Source organism: Pseudomonas sp. FG43 (genome assembly GCF_057809175.1).
In genome coordinates, this window is record NZ_JBMDJL010000012.1 from 52106 (window position 1) to 72760 (window position 20655).

Here is a 20655-nt window from a genome sequence, read left to right on the forward strand (position 1 = left end):
GCTGAACTTTCCGACTCAGTTGTCGGCACGGTGGCGCATTGTAACGGAATCCCGTGCCAGACGCTCAGTCTTGAACTCAGCAGGAAGTCTTGAACTCAGCAGGAAGTCACCTGCACAGGCACGCCATTCAACACGGCATTGCCGGACAAGACATCGAGCTGTCGCTCGTCAGTCAGGTCATTGGCACTGACGCCTGGCTGCCCCTGGGCGATCGCCATACGCACCCCGGCACGCGAATGCCCCCAGCCATGGGGCAAGCTGACCACTCCGGGCATCATCTCGGCACTGCCCAACACCTGCACTTCGATCATCCCGACCCGCGAGTTGACCTTCACCTGTTGCCCGTCGCTCAGACCTCGACTGGCCAGATCATCGGGATGCATCAGCAATTGATGACGAGGTTTGCCCTTCACCAGACGGTGATAGTTATGCATCCATGAGTTGTTGCTGCGCACATGCCGTCGACCGATCAACAACAACTCCCCTGCTTGCGGCGCTGGTGATTCAATGAACCGGGACAGATCAGCCATGATCACTTCAGGAGCCGCCTGGAGACGTCCATTGGCGGTTTTCAGGCGAGGTGACAGATTGGGTTTCAATGGCCCCAGATCCAGCCCGTGCGGGTAATTGCCCAGGGCCTCGACTGACAAAGCGTGAGCCGATGCCTCACCATAAAAGCCCTTGCGCAGGCCATGATCGATGATTGCCGCAGGAGGCATCGTCGGTTTCAGTTCCTTTTGGGCCTTGGCCGCAAAAGCCCTGGCCAGCCCGACGAAGATTTCCCAGTCATGCAATGCGCCTTCAGGCTTGGCAAAGATCGCACGATTGAAGCGGGTGACGTTACGCACCGCCAGAAGGTTGAAAGTCGTGTCGTAATGATCGTTTTCCAGCGCCGAGGTTGAAGGCAGGATCAGATCGGCATAACGAGTGGTTTCATTGATGTACAGATCGATACTGAGCATGAAATCCAGCCCGTCCAGAGCCTCTTCCAACTGGCGCCCGTTGGGCGTGGACAGTACCGGGTTGCCGGCAACCGTGACCAAGGCACGTATCTGCCCTTCCCCTTCGGTCAGAATCTCTTCTGCCAGCGCCGAAACCGGCAACTCGCCGCCATACTCGGGCAAACCGGAAACCCTGCTCTGCCAGAGATTGAAATGCCCGCCTGAAGTCGAACTGACCAGATCCACGGCAGGTTCGGTACACAGGGTTCCGCCGACCCGATCAAGGTTGCCGGTCACCAGGTTGATCAATTGCACCAGCCAATGGCATAGCGTTCCAAAAGCCTGGGTGGAAATTCCCATGCGCCCGTAACACACAGCTTTGTCAGCGGCAGCGAAATCACGGGCTAACTGGCGAATCTGCTCGGCAGGAATCCCACAACGCGGGCTCATGGCTTCGGCGCTCAGCGCCTTGATCGCCTCTCGTACCTGCTCCAGACCATCGATGGGCAAATGACTCTCGCGGGTCAGGCCTTCCTCGAACAAGGTATTGAGCAGACCGAAAAGCAGCGCGGCATCGCCACCGGGCCGGACAAAGACATGTTGATCCGCAATCGCAGCCGTCTCGCTGCGCCGAGGATCGACCACAACCACTTTGCCGCCACGTTTCTGAATGGCTTTCAGGCGCTTCTCGACATCAGGCACCGTCATGATGCTGCCATTGGAGGCCAGGGGGTTGCCGCCCAGGATCAGCATGAAATCGGTGTGGTCGATATCGGGCACAGGCAGTAACAGACCGTGGCCATACATCAGGAAACTGGTGAGGTGATGCGGCAGTTGATCGACAGAAGTGGCCGAGTAACGGTTACGGGTCTTGAGCAAGCCGAGAAAATAGTTGCTATGGGTCGTCAGCCCATAGTTATGCACGCTGGGATTGCCTTGATAGACCGCGACTGCGTTTTGCCCATACTGCTGCTGAATGGCAAAAAGGCGCTCGGCGACGAGATCAAAAGCATCCTGCCACTCGATCGGCTGCCATTGGCTCCCCACACGCAACATGGGCTGGCGCAAGCGGTCGGGATCATTCTGGATATCTTGCAGGGCCACGGCCTTGGGACAGATGTGGCCACGGCTGAAACCATCGAGCGGGTCGCCCTTGATCGAGGTGATGATCGGGGCAGCATCCGGGGATGCACTGGTTTCGATGGTGAGGCCGCAGATGGCCTCGCACAGGTGGCAAGCGCGGTGGTGCTCGGTCCTGATCATCGCAGCCTCATATTCTTGTCATGGCAGTCACGATTGATTGCATTGACAAGAATATGGAACGTTACTGCCGAGCGCGCCAGAGACGTTCGTCTCGTGAATCGCGGGCCATCAGGCGGGCGGATGGCCTCAGTCGGTCAGTTGCCGATGGGGGTCACGACCTTACGCTGCAACTGGATTTCAGTGACAGTTTCGATCTGCTCCTGAGCGACATGCACGCCCGTCAGTTCGCCGATCAGACGCCAGTGGTCATCAAGACCTGAACTGATGGTCGCCATACGGTCGATCATGCGACGTCCGGCAGCCCGCGTGACTTCGTCTTCGCTACGCAACAACTCAAAAGACATCGACGTCATCGAAGCGGTGAGGTGCGTCAGGGTACGAGCGGTCAACCCAAGCAGCTCCGTTAGTTGTCGTTCCTTTGAGTCCATTCCCGGCTCCTCGATTGATATTGAGCAGTTACTTGTAACTCTTTATAACTCACGTAAGCAGTTAAGGAAACGGGCAACCTTTCAACGCCGTGAAGCACGTCGCATAAGCGTAGAGGCACAAGACCGGACTTTTACAGGATCGGCATCAATTGCCAAGCACTGTTTGGTCAGTGTACAAATGCTGCCTTCTGCAATCAGCGGACCGGCCACAGGGCTGTTTCAACCAGCGCCTTTGCGGTTACGGACTTCGTTCTCTCTGAAGTAAGCATGCTATTGGTAAGACGCGACATTTTTTTATACTATCGCGCCTTCCTTATTCGTCGCCCCCGTGCGGCTTTCGCCTCAGGTCATGCCGTTTTCCCGATAAAAACCGGCTTTCAGAACCTGCGGTCTGTTGCAAAAAAGGTAGTTAATAATGAGCGCCAGGCACTTTCTCTCGATGATGGATTACACCCCAGATGAGCTTCTGGGCCTGATCCGTCGTGGCGTAGAGCTTAAAGACCTGCGAAATCGCGGCGTGCTTTTTGAACCACTCAAGAATCGAGTGCTGGGGATGATCTTCGAGAAATCCTCGACACGTACCCGTCTTTCCTTTGAAGCGGGCATGATCCAGATGGGTGGTCAGGCCATCTTTCTGTCCCATCGCGACACCCAACTGGGCCGTGGCGAGCCGATTGCCGACAGTGCAAAGGTCATGTCACGCATGCTCGATGCGGTGATGATTCGTACTTTTGCCCACAGCAACCTGACCGAATTCGCTGCCAATTCCCGCGTCCCGGTGATCAACGGGCTGTCCGACGATCTGCATCCGTGCCAGTTGCTGGCCGACATGCAGACTTTCCTGGAGCATCGCGGCTCGATCAAGGGCAAGACGGTGGCCTGGATCGGCGACGGCAACAATATGTGCAACAGCTATATAGAAGCAGCCATACAGTTTGACTTCCAGTTGCGCGTGGCCTGCCCTTCCGGCTACGAGCCAAACCCGGAGTTCCTGGCACTGGCCGGTGATCGCGTGACCGTCACCCGTGATCCGAAGGAAGCAGTCGCCGGCGCGCATCTGGTCAGTACCGATGTCTGGACCTCGATGGGCCAGGAAGAAGAAACCGCCAAACGCATCGCGCTGTTCGCCCCTTTCCAGGTCACTCGGGCCTTGCTCGACCTGGCTGCCGAAGACGTCCTGTTCATGCATTGCCTGCCAGCGCATCGCGGGGAAGAAATCAGCGTCGACCTGCTGGATGATGAACGCTCGGTCGCCTGGGATCAGGCCGAAAACCGCCTGCATGCCCAGAAAGCCCTGCTGGAGTTTCTGGTCGCGCCGTCCTATCAGCCAAAATGAGTCATACCCTGCTGCTGAATCTGCGCAATCTGGCATGCGGCTATCAGGATCAACGTGTGGTGCAGGACCTCAACCTGCACCTCAACGCCGGGGATATCGGCTGTCTGCTGGGATCGTCAGGGTGCGGCAAGACCACGACCTTGCGCGCCATTGCCGGGTTTGAACCGATCCATGCCGGCGAGATCACGCTGGCCGGCGAAGTCATCTCACGCCCCGGCTGGACCCTCGCCCCGGAGAAACGCCGGATCGGCATGGTGTTCCAGGACTATGCGCTGTTTCCACATCTGAGCGTGGCGCAGAACATCGCCTTCGGTATCCGTAAACACCCGCGCCTGAATCAGGTGATCGACGAATTACTGGAGTTGGTCAATCTGGGCTCGCTGGGCAAACGTTATCCCCATGAGCTTTCCGGCGGACAACAGCAGCGTGTCGCGCTGGCCCGAGCGCTGGCTCCGGAGCCGCAGTTGTTATTGCTGGATGAGCCGTTTTCCAACCTCGACGGTGAATTGCGCCGACGCCTGAGCCATGAAGTGCGCGACATTCTCAAGGCTCGTGGCACCAGCGCGATTCTGGTGACCCATGACCAGGAGGAAGCCTTCGCGGTCAGCGACCATGTGGGTGTCTTCAAGGAAGGTCGGCTTGAGCAATGGGATACGCCCTACAACCTGTATCACGAACCGCAGACGCCTTTCGTGGCCAGTTTCATCGGGCAAGGCTATTTCATTCGCGGGCAACTGGTAGATCCACAGTCGGTACAGACCGAAATCGGCGTACTGCGTGGCAATCGCGCCTATCCGGGCGTCAGCGGCAGTGCCGTCGACGTGTTGCTGCGGCCGGACGATATTGTCTATGCCGCCGACAGCGACCTGAAGGCACGGGTCGTTGGCAGAACATTCCAGGGCGCTTCGACCCTGTATCGCTTGCAGTTACCGACAGGCAGCCAGCTTGAAGCCATCTTCCCGGGCCATGCCGATCATATGACAGGGGAAGAAGTCGGCATCCGGGTGACCACCGAGCATCTGGTGCTGTTTCCGGCTGCCGGGAGTGTTGCCGCGCATTCGGTTCTGTAGATCGCTTTTCACGAAGGAATTCGCTCCGACTTTGAAGCAGGAGCGAACTATTCCCGCCCGATCGCTGCAAAAACTGCCCTGGTATGTTCAGCCAGCACCGCCGCCGACAACTCAACCTCCAGCCCGCGCCGACCTGCACTGACGTAGATCGTCTCAAAAGGCTGGGCGCTCTGGTCGATGAAGGTGCGTAAACGCTTCTTCTGCCCCAAGGGGCTGATCCCGCCCAACAGATAACCGGTTGCCCGCTGGGCCGCAGCCGGGTCGGCCATTTCGGTTTTCTTCGCCGCAGCGGCACTGGCCAGGGCTTTCAGATCCAGGGTTCCGGCAACCGGCACCACGGCCACCAACAATTCCCCCTTTTCAGTGCTGGCAAGCAGGGTCTTGAACACCCGCGCCGCTTCGAGGCCAAGCTTTTCGGCCGCTTCCAGCCCATAAGACGCTGCTTTCGGATCATGTTCGTAACTGTGAATACGATGTTCGGCGCGAACCTTTTTCAATAAATCCAGCGCGGGGGTCATACGACACTCCTGATAACTCAAGGCGGCCATTACTTTAGGCGAAATGCAGCGCAAAAGCCCTGTCTCAATACATACACCTCAGTGATAGCCCTTTAAAATCAAAAAAATAATTCCTACACAAAATGGAGAAAAATCAAATTTCGCTGTCAGAAAATATCGTCAACGGTTCACTTTCAACCTTTGACAGCATTGTTTCTTGTCTATATTTTTTCGTTTACGAATATTTTTGAAATTCAATTTTCAACAAGATTCGTAAAACCGGTCGGGAATGGGGTTTTCCCGATACGGCAGATGATGAGCATCGGTGCTTTGCATACGAAGCCGCAAAAAACAAAAAAATGAGGTTCAAATGACCATATCAATGCAACAACCGACGCTCAGAGGCCAGTGCCTGGCTGAATTCCTTGGCACCGCTCTGATGATCTTCTTCGGCACAGGATGCGTTGCAGCGCTCAAGGTCGCAGGTGCTTCATTTGGCTTGTGGGAAATCTGCATCATCTGGGGTCTGGCCGTCAGCATGGCGATTTACATAAGCGCCGGTGTTTCGGGCGCTCACCTGAACCCTGCCGTCAGCATCGCGCTCAGCCTCTTTGCAGGCTTTGAAAAGAAAAAACTGCCCTTCTATATAAGCGCACAGATTGCCGGTGCCTTCTGTGGTGCGGGGCTGGTTTATCTGCTTTACATCAGCCTGTTCTTCGATTACGAACATGCCCACAACATGATTCGTGGCAGCGTGCAAAGCCTTGAATTGGCGTCGGTGTTCTCAACCTATCCGAACCCGGCCATTTCGGTGGGTCAGGCGTTTCTGGTCGAGGTGGTGATCACTGCCGTGCTGATGGGCGTCATCATGGCTCTGGGCGATGACAGCAACGGCCTGCCACGCGGCGCGATGGCGCCTTTGCTGGTCGGCTTGCTGGTTGCCGTGATCGGAGCATCCATGGGGCCGCTGACCGGCTTCGCCATGAACCCGGCACGGGATTTCGGCCCTAAACTGATGACATTCCTTGCAGGCTGGGATGAGATAGCGTTCACCGGTGGGCGCGACATACCGTATTTCCTGGTTCCGATCTTTGCACCGATTCTGGGTGCCTGCCTGGGTGCTGCCGGCTATCGCGGGCTGATCGCCCGTCATCTGCCCAGCGCCGTCGCCGTTGAACAGGCTCCTGAAGCCATTCGCGGCAAAGCACAGACTTCCGCTTGAATACCCCCAATAACGCAAGGCAATCGAAATGACAGACTCTCAGAACAAGAACTACATCATTGCCCTTGACCAGGGCACCACCAGTTCACGTGCGATCATTTTCGACCGCAACGCCAACGTGGTGAGCACCGCCCAAAGCGAGTTCGTCCAGCATTACCCGCAGGCTGGCTGGGTCGAGCATGACCCGATGGAAATCTTCGCCACCCAGACCGCCTGCATGACCAAGGCCCTGGCTCAGGCTGACCTGCATCACAATCAGATCGCGGCCATCGGTATCACCAACCAGCGTGAAACCACGGTTGTATGGGAAAAGGACACCGGCCGCCCGATCTACAACGCCATCGTCTGGCAGTGCCGCCGCAGCACCGAGATCTGCCAGCAGCTCAAGCGCGACGGCCTTGAAGAATACATCAAGGAAACCACTGGCCTGGTCACCGACCCGTACTTCTCCGGTACCAAGCTCAAGTGGATTCTGGATAACGTCGAAGGCAGCCGCGAGCGCGCACGCAAGGGCGAGCTGATGTTTGGCACCGTCGATAGCTGGCTGATCTGGAAATTCACCGGCGGCAAGATTCACGTCACCGACTACACCAACGCCTCGCGCACCATGCTGTTCAACATCCATACCCTGGAATGGGATCAGCGCATGCTCGATGTGCTGGATATCCCTCGCGAAATGCTGCCTGAGGTCAAGGCATCCTCGGAAGTCTATGGCCACAGCAAAAGCGGGATTCCGATTGCCGGTATCGCAGGCGACCAGCAGGCCGCGCTGTTCGGGCAAATGTGCGTGGAGCCGGGTCAGGCGAAAAACACCTATGGCACCGGCTGCTTCCTGCTGATGAACACCGGCAAGAAAGCCGTCAAGTCGGCCCACGGCATGCTGACCACCATTGGCTGCGGCCCGCGTGGCGAAGTGGCTTACGCACTGGAAGGCGCGGTGTTCAACGGCGGCTCTACTGTGCAGTGGCTGCGTGACGAACTGAAAATCGTCAACGACGCGCTGGACACCGAGTACTTCGCCAACAAGGTCAAGAACAGCAACGGCGTGTATCTGGTCCCGGCCTTTACCGGTCTGGGCGCGCCCTACTGGGACCCTTATGCCCGTGGCGCATTGTTCGGCCTGACTCGCGGCGTGAAAGTCGACCACATCATCCGCGCCGCACTGGAATCCATCGCCTATCAGACTCGCGATGTGCTGGACGCCATGCAGCAGGATTCGGGCGAACGTCTCAAGTCTCTGCGCGTCGATGGCGGCGCGGTCGCCAACAACTTCCTCATGCAATTCCAGGCCGACATCCTCGGCACTCAGGTCGAGCGCCCGCAAATGCGCGAAACCACCGCTCTGGGCGCAGCGTTCCTGGCTGGTCTGGCAATTGGCTTCTGGAGCAGTCTGGACGAGTTGCGCAACAAGGCCGTGATCGAGCGTGTGTTCGAGCCTCAGTGCGACGAGGCAGAAAAAGAGAAGCTCTACGCTGGCTGGAAGAAAGCCGTCGAGCGCACTCGTGACTGGGAACCACACGAAAACGAGGAGTAAGCAGGACGGGGAGCAGGATTATTGAAGCTGACAGCCGAGGCCCGGCTGCGGCATCATGGGCGCCATTTGCAGAGGGTGCCCTAAGGAAAAACAATGAACCTGCCTCCCCGCCAGCAACAAATCCTCGAACTGGTTCGCGAACGCGGCTATGTGAGCATCGAGGAAATGGCGACGCTGTTCGTCGTGACCCCACAAACCATCCGCCGGGATATCAATCAACTTGCGGAAATGAACCTGCTGCGTCGCTACCACGGTGGCGCGGCCTATGACTCAAGCATCGAAAACACCGCCTACGCCATGCGTGCGGACCAGATGCGTGACGAGAAACAACGGATCGCCGAAGCCATCGCCGCACAGATCCCGGACAACGCCTCGCTGTTCATCAATATCGGTACCACCACCGAATCCATCGCCCGCGCCCTGCTCAACCACAACAACCTGAAAATCATCACGAACAACCTGCACGTGGCCTCGATCCTGAGCGGCAAGGATGATTTCGAGGTCCTGCTGGCCGGTGGCAACGTACGCCGCGACGGTGGCGTGGTCGGTCAGGCCAGTGTGGATTTCATCACCCAGTTCAAAGTCGACTTTGCTCTGGTCGGTATCAGCGGAATCGACGAAGACGGCAGCCTGCTGGATTTCGATTATCAGGAAGTCCGGGTTTCCCAGGCGATCATTGCCAATGCCAGACAAGTGCTGCTGGCTGCGGACTCCAGCAAGTTCGGGCGTAACGCCATGGTGCGGCTTGGCCCTATCACCCTGATCGATTGCCTGGTAACCGATCAGGCGCCTGTTCCGGCACTGCAGCAATTGCTTGCCCAGCACAAGATTCGCCTCGAAGTGGTTTGATTCACATCGTTTTTTGCGAACTGTAGGACCGGACTTATCCGGGAAGGCCGCGTGCAATCTCATACAGATGCAGCGGCCTTTTCGCGAATGAATTCGCTCCTGCGGGGCATGGCTGCACAGGCAAGCATTTGCGAAAATCGTCCTACGATGTTCGTTTTTATTCCTTTCTCCTCATCCTCATCAGTATTTTCAATAAATACCGACTGGCAGCGCCTTGTTTCTTGAGCTATGATTTTCACAAACGAACATCAATGTTCAAATTCGCCTTTCGTGCGTTATTCAAGAATTGTCCAGGAGGCCACCCAATGCCCCACTCCACTGCGTCAGCACCATCGCTTTCCGAGGTCTACGACATTGCCGTTATCGGTGGTGGTATCAACGGTGTCGGTATTGCAGCGGATGCATCGGGCCGTGGCCTGTCGGTTTTCCTGTGTGAAAAGGATGACCTGGCCAGCCACACCTCGTCGGCCAGCAGCAAGCTGATCCACGGCGGGCTGCGCTACCTGGAACATTACGAATTCCGTCTGGTGCGAGAGGCACTGGCCGAGCGCGAAGTATTGCTGGCCAAGGCGCCGCATATCGTCAAGCCGATGCGCTTCGTCCTGCCACATCGCCCGCATCTGCGTCCGGCCTGGATGATCCGTGCCGGCATGTTCCTTTATGACAACCTCGGCAAGCGCGAAAAACTGCCTGCGTCACGCAGCCTGCGTTTCGGGGCGGACAGCCCGCTCAACGCTTCCATCACTCGCGGCTTTGAGTACTCCGACTGCTGGGTAGATGACGCGCGTCTGGTGGTTCTCAATGCCATGGCCGCACGCGAAAACGGCGCTCATATCCATACACGCACCCGCTGCCTGAGTGCCCGTCGGACCAAAGGCATGTGGCACCTGGAAATGGAGCGCGCCGACGGCACGCTGTTCTCGGTACAGGCCAAGGCACTGGTCAACGCAGCCGGCCCTTGGGTTGCCAGGTTCATTCGCGAAGACCTGAAGCTGGATTCGCCTTACGGCATTCGCCTGATTCAAGGCAGCCACCTGATCGTGCCAAGGCTGTACGAAGGCGAACACGCTTTCATCCTGCAGAATGAAGACAAGCGCATCGTGTTCACCATTCCGTACCTGGACAAATTCACCATCGTCGGCACGACCGACCGTGAATATCAGGGCGACCCGGCCAAGGTACAGATCACCGATGGCGAAATGGATTACATGCTGAAAGTGGCCAACGACCACTTCAAGAAGCAATTGAGCCGCAGTGACGTGCTGCACACGTACTCGGGCGTGCGCCCGCTGTGCAACGATGAATCCGATAATCCTTCGGCCATAACCCGCGACTACACCCTGTCGTTGTCGGGCGGCGAAAACGAAGCGCCGATTCTTTCGGTATTCGGCGGCAAGCTGACGACCTATCGGAAACTGGCCGAATCGGCGATGGCGCAACTGGCTCCGTTCTTCACCCGGATGAAACCAGCCTGGACCGCCAAGGCAGCCTTGCCGGGCGCTGAAGAGATGACTACACCGCAGGTACTGGCAACCGAGCTGAGCAAACGCTTCCCATGGCTACCTGTTTCCATCGCACAACGCTGGTCCATCACCTACGGCAGCCGCAGCTGGCGCCTGATGGACGGCGTGACCAGCCTGGAAGACATGGGCGAACACCTGGGCGCAGGTCTGTACACCCGCGAAGTCGACTACCTGTGCGCCAACGAGTGGGCAACCAACGCTGACGACATCCTGTGGCGTCGCACCAAGCTTGGGCTGTTCACCACGCCTGAAGAACAGGCCGGGGTGCAGGGTTATCTGGAAAAGGTTGTGCCGAATAAATCAGCTATCGCGGCAGCCTGAAGATCGATTTCGCGAATAAATTCGCTCCTACACCGCGTAGGAGCGAATTCATTCGCGAAGAACTAACAGGCAATAAACGCCGCAGGCAGATTGCGTATCTGCTCAGGTTCGCGAATGACGTAATGGTCATCGCTGGTCAGCTCATGCAGCAGTTCTTCACGCAACTGATGAAAATCAAAGCTGCTGCGCTGACGAGGATGCGGCAGTTTTATATCCACGATGCGCTTGATACGGCCAGGCCTTGGCTCCATGACCACGACCCGGTCGGCGAGGAAGATGGCTTCCTCAACATCATGCGTCACCAGTACCGTAGTGATTTTTGCCCGCTCACGAATGGCCAGCAGCTCTTCCTGCATCTGCTGGCGTGTCAGCGCATCCAGTGCGCCAAACGGTTCATCCAGCAACAGGATGCGAGGACTCGCCACCAGCCCACGGGCAATCGCAACCCGCTGGGCCATACCGCCTGAAAGCTGGTGAGGATAGGCCTTGGTAAAGTCCTTGAGGCCAACCAGATCAATGAAGTCAGCGATCCTCTGCTTCATCTCCTTTTGCCCAAGCCCTTCGTTGACCAAGCCCAGCTCGATGTTTTCCTCGACTGTCAGCCACGGGAACAGGCGATGCTCCTGAAACACGATCCCCCTCTCGCTGCCAATGCCGCTGACCGGCTTGCCGTCGACCAGAATTTCACCGCGAAACTCGGTGTCCAGCCCGATCAATAGCCGCAATAGCGTGGATTTGCCGCAACCGCTGGAGCCTACGATGGCAATGAATTCGCCCTCCTCGACTTGCAGGTTGAACTCACGAATCGCTTCCACATCGCCATGACCGGCCTGGAACACTTTGCCCACATGGTTGAAGTTCACGATGGAATGGGTCTGGGCTGTCATGCATGCCTCCAGCGCGTTGCCCGCGCTTCAATGCGTTGTCCGATTTCGTTGAGTACCGCGCCGGTCAGGCCCACCAACAGCATGCCGCTCATGATGACGTCCATGCGCAGCAGTTGCTGCGCACCGATCATCAGGCTGCCGATGCCGCCATTGGATGGCATGAAATATTCGGCACCGATGGTGCCCAGCCAGGCATAGATCAGGCTCAGGCGCAGGCCGGCAAAAATCCCCGGTGCCGCACCCGGCAGCACCATGCGAGTCAAGCGTTGCCACAGGTTCAGGCGCAATACCTGGGCCGCCTCCCTCAGTTGCGGTGACAGGTTGGCGACGCTGCGCTGGGTCGCAATGAACAGCGGGAAAAATGCCGCAAGCCCGACGAATACCCACTTGGCCGGCTCTCCCAACCCGAACCAGGCTGTGATCAGGGGCACCCAGGCGAAAATGGCGACTTGCCTGAACGCAGCCAGTGTCGGCCCGAGAAAACGCTCCAGGGGTTGCGACAAGCCAAGCAGCAAGCCCAAAGAAAACCCCAGCGTACCGCCCAGAAACAGACCTCCCAAGGCACGGCTCAGGCTCAGCCCCATCGCTTGCGGCAACGAACCATCCAGCAGACCGGCCCACAGGGTTTCAATCACCAGCAGCGGTGAAACCAGAATATTGGCATTGACCCAGCCCCACTGGCTGGCGGCTTGCCACAGCGCCAGCAAGGCAAAGGGCAGAATCCAGGGGACGATCCGATCAAGCCCTTGCGCTGGAGCGCGACCACGAAACTCGGCGGTCGCGGCATGGGGCCAGAACACCCATTTACGATCCGCCAAGCCAATCCCGCGATCCATCAGCACGCCAATCACGCCGATCACGGCAATACAGACAAAAACAATGTCGAGCATGAACAATTGCCGAGCCCATACCATCAGGTAGCCAATCCCTTCGCTTGAAGCCAGCAACTCGACTGCCAGCAACGAAGACCAGCCAGACGACAGCGCCAGCCGCACGCCGGCCATGAAAGACGGCAAGGCCGCAGGAAGAATGAGACGCCGGATCAGCAAATGCAGAGGCAGACGTAAAACGGCAGCGGCTTCGCGCAAGCGAGGCTGGGCATCGCGAACGCCGATCAGGGTGTGCAGGGTTACCGGAACGATAACCGCCTTGATCATCACCACCAGCTTGAGCATCTCACCAATGCCGAACACGACCATGAACAGCGGAATCCACGCCAGGGTCGGCACTTGCGCCAGCGAGGTAAATGTCGGCAAGACCAGCCTTTCGGCCCGACGGCTGAAACCCAGCCAGGCACCCAGCACGGCACCCGCCGAGATCCCCGCCAGCAACCCCCAGAACAGGCGTTGCAAACTGATCCAGAGATTACCGGGAAGGTCAGAGGTTGCCAGCTCCAGAGCGCTCTGCCAGACCAGCGAAGGCGCAGGCAGGATCTGCTCGCTCATCCAGTGATTGCGGCTGGCCACCCACCAGAGCACAGCCAGTGCGAGGGGCAGATACCACGCCAACAGATACCGTTTGAATACCGGAGCCACAGCCCGGCGCCGGGAAGACGCAACAGGCTGCGGAATAGAAAGAAGGGAGTCACGAGCCATATCAGAACTCCGCTGTCGGCTGCTGCATAAAGGCTATTTGCATATTCTTATCCAATCTATAAAAACAGACAGGAATTCCATATAGAGATAAGTATCGCCATTTAAGTGCGGATGCAAGCCAGACATCCAATGCATTTAAAGAATACTTTTATTGCATGCAATGCATGTCCCGCAGCGCGCCCCGAACATGCGGCTTATTCCATTGGGTGATTAAACGTGGAATTAATATTATTTCTGGACTGATCCAAAGCTGTGTCTATTAGGCGCTCTGCGAGATCTATTCAGGACAGCCCATGAAAAACCTTTTCAAATCCCTGGCCTTCGGGTGCGCCCTTGCCCTGACCTCCATCGCCAGCCATGCCACCGATCTCAAGGAGATCCGCATCGCCGTGCCGGACCTCAGCGCCGGGGCCGGAAACAGCGGAGGCGGCATAGTCGATGTGCTGCGCAGCCAGCAGATTTACGAAAAGGCCTTTGCCGATGAAGGCATCAAGATTCAGTGGGTGTTCTTCAAGGGGGCAGGCCCGGTGATCAATGAAGCCTTTGCCAACAAACAAGTGGACCTGGCCTATCTGGGCGATCTGGCAGCCATCATCGGCAAATCCAACGGGCTCGATACCCGCCTGCTCAGCGCCGCCGCTCGCGGCATCAAGCATTATCTGGCGGTGGTGCCAGGCTCGGGCATCAAGACCCTGCAGGATCTCAAGGGCAAACGGGTTTCTGTATTTCGCGGCACGGCCAGCCAGTTGTCCTTCGATACCGCACTGGCCAGCCAGGGCCTGAGCGAGAAAGACCTGAAAGTCATCAATCTGGACTTCAATGCTGCACTGGCAGCCCTCGCTGCCAAACAGATCGACGCCACCTGGGCCCTCTCGGGCCTGACCGCTCTGGAAGCCAAGGGCCTGGCAGAACTGCCTCTCAGCTCCAGGGACCTGGGCGGCGCGGGCAATATTCAGGGCGTACTGGTCGCTGACGGAGCCTTCGTCGACGCACACCCCGAAGTCGTGGCTCGTCTGCTCAAGGCCCAGGAACAGGCCACCCGCTGGCTGACCGACGAGAGCAACAAACAGGCCTATATCGATCTGGTTTCCAACTATGCGAGCTACCCGGCAGCCATACTGGAAAAAGACCTGCGCACGGAAAAAATGGCTGACATCTTCCCCTCACAACTCGACCCGCAATTCCTCGCCGCCTTGCAATCCTCCGTGGATATCGCCGCCAGAGAACGCCTGATTCGCAAGCCATTCAAGGTGAGTGAGTGGGTACAGTAGGAGCGAATTCATTCGCGAAGGCCGATATTCGCGAATAAATTCGCTCCCACACAGATGGGGTCACTCATTGTCTTCATCCACCTCAACAATCACCTCGATCATCGCCCGCGCCGCCGGTGACAGTCTGAAGCCTGCACGGCTGACGATGCCGTAGCGGGCGCTCAGGCTGTCGAGTTCGTCGGGCAGGTTGCGCCAGTGCAGGCGGGCCAGGGTGCCGTTGGCGATGTCGTGCTCCAGTGCTTCTTGCGGACCGATGCCGATGACGTTGGAGCTTTGCACGATTTTCATCAGGGCCGGGAAATGGGCGGTTTCGATATGCAGGGTGAAGTCGGAGCGGCCACTGAGGTTGGCGAGCCCTTTACGGATGCCCGGCGGGATCAGTGTCGCGCCCAACGGGTAATCGAACATGTCATTGGTGGACAGGCTTTCCTTGCTCAGCAGCGGGTGCCCTGCCCGGCAAAAGAACATGCCGCGCCGCGCTTTCAGGGGCCGGGTCTGGAAGTTCGGGTCCGACTCGAACTGGCGGGTGTCGGCCACGAAGAATTCGATCTCTTCCCGAGCCAGGCTGCGGGCCAGTTTTTCCCAGTTGTTCACTTCCAGATAAGCCCGCACTTTGGGGTGGGCCTCGATGAAGCGAGACATGGCTTCGGGAATCAGGCGCATGGCTGGCGCAGGCCCAGAGCCAAAGCGTATTTCACCGGCATCGAGCTTGGTCATCTGCGCCACTTCGCTGCTCAGCAATGCAGCGCCTTGTACCAGTCGCAACGCATGTTGCAACACCACATGGCCTTCAGGCGTCGGTCGCAGATCCTTGTTGGCGCGCTCCACCAGCACACACCCGAACTCTTGCTCCAGGCCTTGAATACTGCGGCTGAACGCCGGTTGGGTAATCCCCATGGCGTCTGCTGCGCGCACGAAACTGCGGTGTTCGTTCAGCGCGATGAAGTAGCGTAATTGACGCAGATCCATATGCATTCCAGGCATTTGAAAATGAGGCCAAAGGTATTGGCCTGACGAATGGATTGAGGTTTTAAATGCAAGCTCTTATGCCGTCAACGAACAAAATAAATACCGGATAGACCTTTTGGTTCTAACCATAGATAAAGAGGATTTGCCATGAGCCAGGCAGCACTTGCTACCCAACCCACCCCCCTGACGCTGGATATTCAACCGATTGCAGGCCGTATCGGCGCACAGATCAATGGCGTCGCCTTGAGCGCTGATCTGGATGCCGCCACCGTGGACGCCATCCAGGCCGCACTGGTGCAATACAAAGTGCTGTTCTTTCGCGGCCAGACTCACCTGGACGATCAGAGTCAGGAAGCCTTTGCCAAGCTGCTGGGTGAACCCATTGCTCACCCGACGGTTCCGGTGCGTGACGGGACCCGCTACCTGATGCAATTGAGTGGTGCCGATGGCCAGCGCGCCAACTCCTGGCACACGGATGTCACTTTTGTGGACGCTTACCCCAAGGCCTCGATCCTGCGCTCGGTCATCGCACCGGCTTCCGGTGGCGATACCGTGTGGGCCAATACTGCTGCGGCCTATAACGATCTTTCGCCGGAGATACGCGAACTGGCCGACAAACTCTGGGCCTTGCACAGCAACGAATATGACTACGCGGGCATCCGGCCCGGCGTGACCTCGGAAAAGCTTGATAACTACCGCAAGGTCTTTGCTTCCACCGTCTATGAAACCGAGCATCCGGTGGTGCGAGTGCATCCAGTGAGTGGTGAAAGAAGCCTGCTGCTCGGCCATTTCGTCAAACGCATCAAGGGCTATTCGGCAAGCGACTCGGCCCATCTCTTCGGTCTGTTGCAGAGCCATGTCACTCGCCTGGAAAACACCGTGCGCTGGCGCTGGACGGCAGGAGATGTTGCCATCTGGGACAACCGCTCCACCCAGCACTATGCCGTGGACGACTACGGCCAGCAGGAACGTATCGTGCGTCGCGTGACCTTGCAGGGCGAAGTCCCGGTGGGTGTCGCCGGGCAAAAAAGCGTCACCATCAAAGGTGCCTGACCTGAAACGTTCGCGGGCGCTCTCACGCCCGCGATGTTTCACCAGACGCCGATCTGCACCATCGCGTCATCTTCCAGCTCGCCATAACGGAATCGTTGCCCACGCTGATCGATTTCCTCGTTACTGATCGTCGTGCGCCGTTTCAAGCCCCGCAACCAGTCGAACAGGTAGCTCTGGTGTTGCTCGCGCACCTGGGCGAACGCCGGATCGGCACCCAGATCGTTCAGTTCCTGAGGATCGTTTTCCAGATCGAACAACTGAGCGCGGAAACCGTCATAGGCCAGGTACTTGAAGCGCTCGCTGCGCACCATGTACATCCGGCAACGATCAATAGGTTGTCCCAAACGCTCACGGGCAGGTGCCTGGAACGCATAGTCGTATTCGGAAATAGCGAACTGGCGCCATTGCGGTTGCTGGCCATGCAGCAGCGGAATCAGCGACCGGCCTTCAAGACGATGCCCGGCACCGGGCAAGCCCAGGGCTTCCAGAAAGGTCGGCAAGGCATCGATGGTTTCCACCAGTCGCTCATCGACGCTGCCACGGGTCACGTCGGCTGCCGGACGCGGATCACGCACGATCAGCGGCACGCCCACGGCGGGTTCAAGCAGAAACTCTTTCTCGCCCAGATAGTGATCGCCGAGAAAGTCACCATGGTCGCTGGTGAAGACGATCAGCGTGTCGTCCCAACGCCCATTGCTCTGCATCACATCGAACAGCCGCCCGAGCTGATCGTCCACCTGCTTCACCAACCCCATGTAGGTCGGGATGACATTCAGGCGCACTTCTTCACGGGAAAAATTGCGGCTTTCCTGGTGCTCACGAAATGCTGCGTAAACCGGGTGGTCGCTCTCCTTGCCCGCTTCGGCGCGTATCGGCGCAATCACATGCTCTTTGCCGTACAGCGCGTGATAAGGCGCCGGGGCGATGTAAGGCCAGTGCGGCTTGATGTATGAAAGATGCAGGCACCAGGGTTGCTCGCCCTGCTCCGCCATGAAGTCGATGGCGCGGTCAGTGGTGTAAACGGTTTCCGAATGCTGCTCTTCGATACGGGCCGGCAAGTGCGAATGGCGCATTTTCCAGCCACTGAGGATTTCGCCATTTTCGCCTTCAGCGGCGTTGGCCCAGTCATGCCAGGGATTGACCCCATCAAAGCCCAGATTGCGCAGGTAATGGGTGTAAGGCGCACTTTCACGCTTGTCGGCAAAAACCGGATCGTCCGGGTAGATGCCGTCGTGGCGGAAAAAAGCTTCAAACCCTACTTCGTTGAGGTTCTCGGCCTGCTCGCTGTCAGGTTCCAGAGCCAGGCGTTGCTGGGCGTCCAGATTGGGCGTGGCGTGGGTCTTGCCCACCAGCGCCGTGCGAATCCCGGCCGGGCGCAGGTAGTCGCCGATGGTGAGTTCATCCAGAGGCAAGGGCACGGAGTTCCAGGCCACCTGATGGCTGCTGACGTAACGGCCCGTGTAGGCCGACATTCGCGAAGGTCCACAAATGGTGCCTTGGGTGTAAGCCCGGGCGAAGCGCACGCCAGCTTGTGCCAGACGGTCAATATTCGGGGTGTGCAGATGCGGGTGGCCATAGCACGACAGATAATCACGGCGCAGTTGGTCGCACATGATGTACAGCACGTTCTTGATTGCAGTCATGGGAGATTACCTGTCAGGTCAGAGTGCATTGCCAGCGGCATCGAATACCGGCCAGAAATCTGTCAGTTTCTGTTGTTGCAGGGCACTGTCGACGAAACGTGGCTCGGCCCATTCATCCACCGCGAAAGTGCGACGGATCAGGCCAAGGGTCTTGGCCTGTTCGACGCTGTTTTGCAGGGTGGTTTTCAGGAACGGGTCCAGCCGCGGCGAGTTGCGGAATTTCAGGTCATCGCCTTTCAATTCCCGCTCGAACAAGGCCGCTGGCGTTGAACTTCTTTCCCCCATCAACGCGCTATAGGCCGGCAGGTTCTGCACATCACTCAGCCACACGGCGTTCTTGACCAGCACATTGATCAGGCGCTGGGTCAATTCCGGATGCTTGTCGATAAAGGCCTGGCTGCCGACAAGCCCAGCCTGAGTGGTGGACTGACGGGAAAGCTGCTTGGTGCTCACCGGAAACAGAATGCCCTTGCTCTCAAGCCCCAGGACACCCATGCCCGACCAGGTCGCATCGATCTGCCCGCTGGCCAGTGCCGCGCGGGCGGCGGCCCAGTCGAGGCTGATGATTTGCAGGTCGCGCTCTTTCAGGCCCTCGCTTTCCAGTGCCTTGGCAAATGAAAGCTGGTCTGCCGTGCCACGATAGGCCGCCACGCGCTTGCCCTTGAGGTCGGTCAGCCGGGTAATACCCGATTGCGGCGTCACCGCCAGATACATGTTGGCGCCACGTGCGCCCAGCAGCAGGCGAGTCTGCAAACCGCTGGAGCGACCGATGATTGCAGCCAGATCGCCCAGCCAGGCGAAGTCCAGTTGCTGGTTGGCAAAAGCTTCGTTGACCGCAGGCCCTGCCCCCTTGAAGAAATGCCACTGCACCTTCACCCCGGACGCTGCAAATTCCTGCTCAAGCTGCTGATGGATGTGCGCAAGCCCCACCACACCTTGCACGAATGGCAAACTCCCGGCGCCTTGATCCGGTGAGCCGATGCGGATGGTCACTGCCTCATCGCTGGCCTGGGCATTGCCGATAAGGCCGGCGAGAAGCATTCCCAGCAGGGGCTTGAAAAGTTGTCGTATGGATTTGCTCATGGGGTCGGTCCGTTGATGTGCAGGCTAATAGCGGTTATTTCGCGATCCGGGCGGGTATTCAGCAAGTGCATTTGTTGAATAGTTCATATGCAAGGCCTGCATACCAAGGCGGCATCACACCGCCAGATTGGTCAGCAACGATTCGTGGGCCGCGTCCTCTGCCTGATCGACCTTCTTGATCTCTTCGATCATCTCCTGCGCCAGAGGCGACAATCGATAACCGGCCCGGCTGACGATGCCATAGCGCGTGAACAACTCTTCACATTGGTCATCCAGACCTTCGATACGCAAACGCACCAGCTCCTGCCGGGCGTAGTACAGCGCATCGCTGTAAGAGCCACTGATACCGATTGCGTTAGAACTCATCACCACGGCGAGCAGGCTGAACGTGTTCTCGCACTCGACGTTAGGCGCGAAGTCCGGTTGGCCGCTCAGGTCGGCCATCACCTTGCGCAGGTTCGGTGGCCGCAGGGTCGCGGCCAGCGGGAAGCTCAGCAATTCGCTGGCGGTAATCGTCTCGCGCTGCGCCAGCGGATGCCCGGCGCGACAGCAGAAATGCCATTTGCGCGGCCGCAGCTTGTGCGTGACATAGGAAGGGTCTGCCTCGAATTGCCGGGTATCGGCCACGAAGAACTCGAACTCTTCATTGAGCAAACGCTTGCCCAGGCTCTGCCAGTCGTCCACCTGAAAATGAACCCGTGCCTTGGGCAGGCGGCTGATGAAGCTGCCTATCGCACGGGGCACTAGACCTGACGCTGGCGCCGGCCCACAACCGAAACGCAGTTCGCCCGCTTCCAGCGCATTGAACTGGCTGATCTCGCTGGTCAGTTGCCTGGCACCACTGACCAGACGCCGCGCGTGCTCAAGCACCACCTGCCCTTGCTGGGTCGGCGTCAGGTCCTTGCTGACCCGATCAATCAACTGGCAGCCGACGCTGTGCTCCAGCGCCTGGATGCTGCGACTGAAAGCGGATTGCGACAGGTTCACCGCCACAGCAGCGGCGACAAAGCTTCGATGCTCGGCCAGAGCAATCAGGTGACGGAGTTGGCGAAGGTCGATATGCATTTTTCACATAAAAAGTATCGGGCAAATGCATTTGCTCTGCCTCGGTAGCACTCCTTATAAAGGCAATCTCTTATTCAGTAAAACCTTATAAATACATATTAAAAT

General features: G+C 58.1%; 17 protein-coding genes. 8 read left to right on the top strand and 9 right to left on the bottom strand.

The features are described from left to right. Positions 1-95 precede the first annotated feature (95 nt). A complete protein-coding gene (locus ACODS3_RS15575) occupies positions 96-2204 on the bottom strand; it encodes a molybdopterin oxidoreductase family protein (protein ID WP_489035125.1) in 2109 nt (702 codons plus the stop codon). Positions 2205-2338: 134 nt separating this feature from the next. Next, complete coding sequence (locus ACODS3_RS15580; RefSeq protein ID WP_025261500.1) at positions 2339-2632, bottom strand: hypothetical protein; 294 nt, start codon at positions 2630-2632, stop codon at positions 2339-2341. A gap of 415 nt (positions 2633-3047) precedes the next feature. Here ACODS3_RS15580 and argF point away from each other — a divergent pair, with 415 nt between their 5' ends. Further along, a complete protein-coding gene (gene argF / locus ACODS3_RS15585; protein WP_201000112.1) occupies positions 3048-3968 on the top strand; it encodes an ornithine carbamoyltransferase in 921 nt (306 codons plus the stop codon). Further along, positions 3965-5038 (top strand): ABC transporter ATP-binding protein, encoded by a 1074-nt coding sequence (locus ACODS3_RS15590; protein WP_201017357.1) that lies wholly within the window; start codon positions 3965-3967, stop codon positions 5036-5038. The genes argF and ACODS3_RS15590 overlap by 4 nt, the downstream gene beginning before the upstream one ends. A gap of 47 nt (positions 5039-5085) precedes the next feature. Here ACODS3_RS15590 and ybaK read toward each other — a convergent pair whose 3' ends face one another. Next, positions 5086-5556: a Cys-tRNA(Pro) deacylase gene (gene ybaK / locus ACODS3_RS15595; protein WP_489035128.1), complete on the bottom strand. Its 471-nt coding sequence runs from the start codon at positions 5554-5556 to the stop codon at positions 5086-5088. Between the two features lie 349 nt (positions 5557-5905). On the opposite strand from ybaK, the gene ACODS3_RS15600 reads away from it, so the two are divergent. The 4 genes from ACODS3_RS15600 (at position 5906) to glpD (ending at position 10984) form a co-directional block, all read left to right on the top strand. After that, entirely contained in the window at positions 5906-6757 is an 852-nt protein-coding gene (locus ACODS3_RS15600; RefSeq protein ID WP_201000115.1) for an MIP/aquaporin family protein, read from the top strand. A gap of 28 nt (positions 6758-6785) precedes the next feature. Continuing rightward, a complete protein-coding gene (gene glpK / locus ACODS3_RS15605; protein WP_201017359.1) occupies positions 6786-8291 on the top strand; it encodes a glycerol kinase GlpK in 1506 nt (501 codons plus the stop codon). A 93-nt stretch (positions 8292-8384) separates the two neighbouring features. Further along, positions 8385-9140: a DeoR/GlpR family transcriptional regulator gene (locus ACODS3_RS15610; protein WP_025261506.1), complete on the top strand. Its 756-nt coding sequence runs from the start codon at positions 8385-8387 to the stop codon at positions 9138-9140. Between the two features lie 305 nt (positions 9141-9445). Continuing rightward, complete coding sequence (gene glpD / locus ACODS3_RS15615) at positions 9446-10984, top strand: glycerol-3-phosphate dehydrogenase (RefSeq protein ID WP_201000117.1); 1539 nt, start codon at positions 9446-9448, stop codon at positions 10982-10984. Between the two features lie 62 nt (positions 10985-11046). Here the strand turns inward: glpD and ACODS3_RS15620 are convergent, their stop codons facing one another. After that, positions 11047-11871 (bottom strand): ABC transporter ATP-binding protein, encoded by an 825-nt coding sequence (locus tag ACODS3_RS15620; RefSeq protein WP_201000118.1) that lies wholly within the window; start codon positions 11869-11871, stop codon positions 11047-11049. Beyond that, complete coding sequence (locus ACODS3_RS15625; protein ID WP_201017361.1) at positions 11868-13466, bottom strand: ABC transporter permease; 1599 nt, start codon at positions 13464-13466, stop codon at positions 11868-11870. Before ACODS3_RS15625 ends, ACODS3_RS15620 begins: the two co-directional genes overlap by 4 nt. A gap of 293 nt (positions 13467-13759) precedes the next feature. Between ACODS3_RS15625 and ACODS3_RS15630 the strand changes: the two genes are divergently transcribed. Next, the gene (locus ACODS3_RS15630) at positions 13760-14737 is read left to right on the top strand and encodes an ABC transporter substrate-binding protein (protein WP_489035132.1); all 978 of its coding nucleotides are present in this window, start codon (positions 13760-13762) and stop codon (positions 14735-14737) included. Positions 14738-14797: 60 nt separating this feature from the next. Here ACODS3_RS15630 and ACODS3_RS15635 read toward each other — a convergent pair whose 3' ends face one another. Continuing rightward, positions 14798-15706, bottom strand: coding sequence for a LysR family transcriptional regulator (locus ACODS3_RS15635; protein WP_201017362.1), 909 nt, complete (start codon positions 15704-15706; stop codon positions 14798-14800). 147 nt (positions 15707-15853) lie between these two features. On the opposite strand from ACODS3_RS15635, the gene ACODS3_RS15640 reads away from it, so the two are divergent. Then, entirely contained in the window at positions 15854-16759 is a 906-nt protein-coding gene (locus tag ACODS3_RS15640) for a TauD/TfdA dioxygenase family protein (protein ID WP_489035134.1), read from the top strand. A gap of 38 nt (positions 16760-16797) precedes the next feature. Here the strand turns inward: ACODS3_RS15640 and ACODS3_RS15645 are convergent, their stop codons facing one another. The 3 genes from ACODS3_RS15645 to ACODS3_RS15655 form a co-directional block, all read right to left on the bottom strand. Further along, on the bottom strand, positions 16798-18402 hold the full coding sequence (locus ACODS3_RS15645; protein WP_489035136.1) for an alkaline phosphatase family protein: 1605 nt from the start codon (positions 18400-18402) through the stop codon (positions 16798-16800). Positions 18403-18420: 18 nt separating this feature from the next. Further along, positions 18421-19485 (bottom strand): ABC transporter substrate-binding protein, encoded by a 1065-nt coding sequence (locus tag ACODS3_RS15650; protein WP_489035138.1) that lies wholly within the window; start codon positions 19483-19485, stop codon positions 18421-18423. A 114-nt stretch (positions 19486-19599) separates the two neighbouring features. Further along, positions 19600-20550, bottom strand: coding sequence for a LysR family transcriptional regulator (locus tag ACODS3_RS15655; RefSeq protein ID WP_201000127.1), 951 nt, complete (start codon positions 20548-20550; stop codon positions 19600-19602). Between the last annotated feature and the right edge of the window lie 105 nt (positions 20551-20655).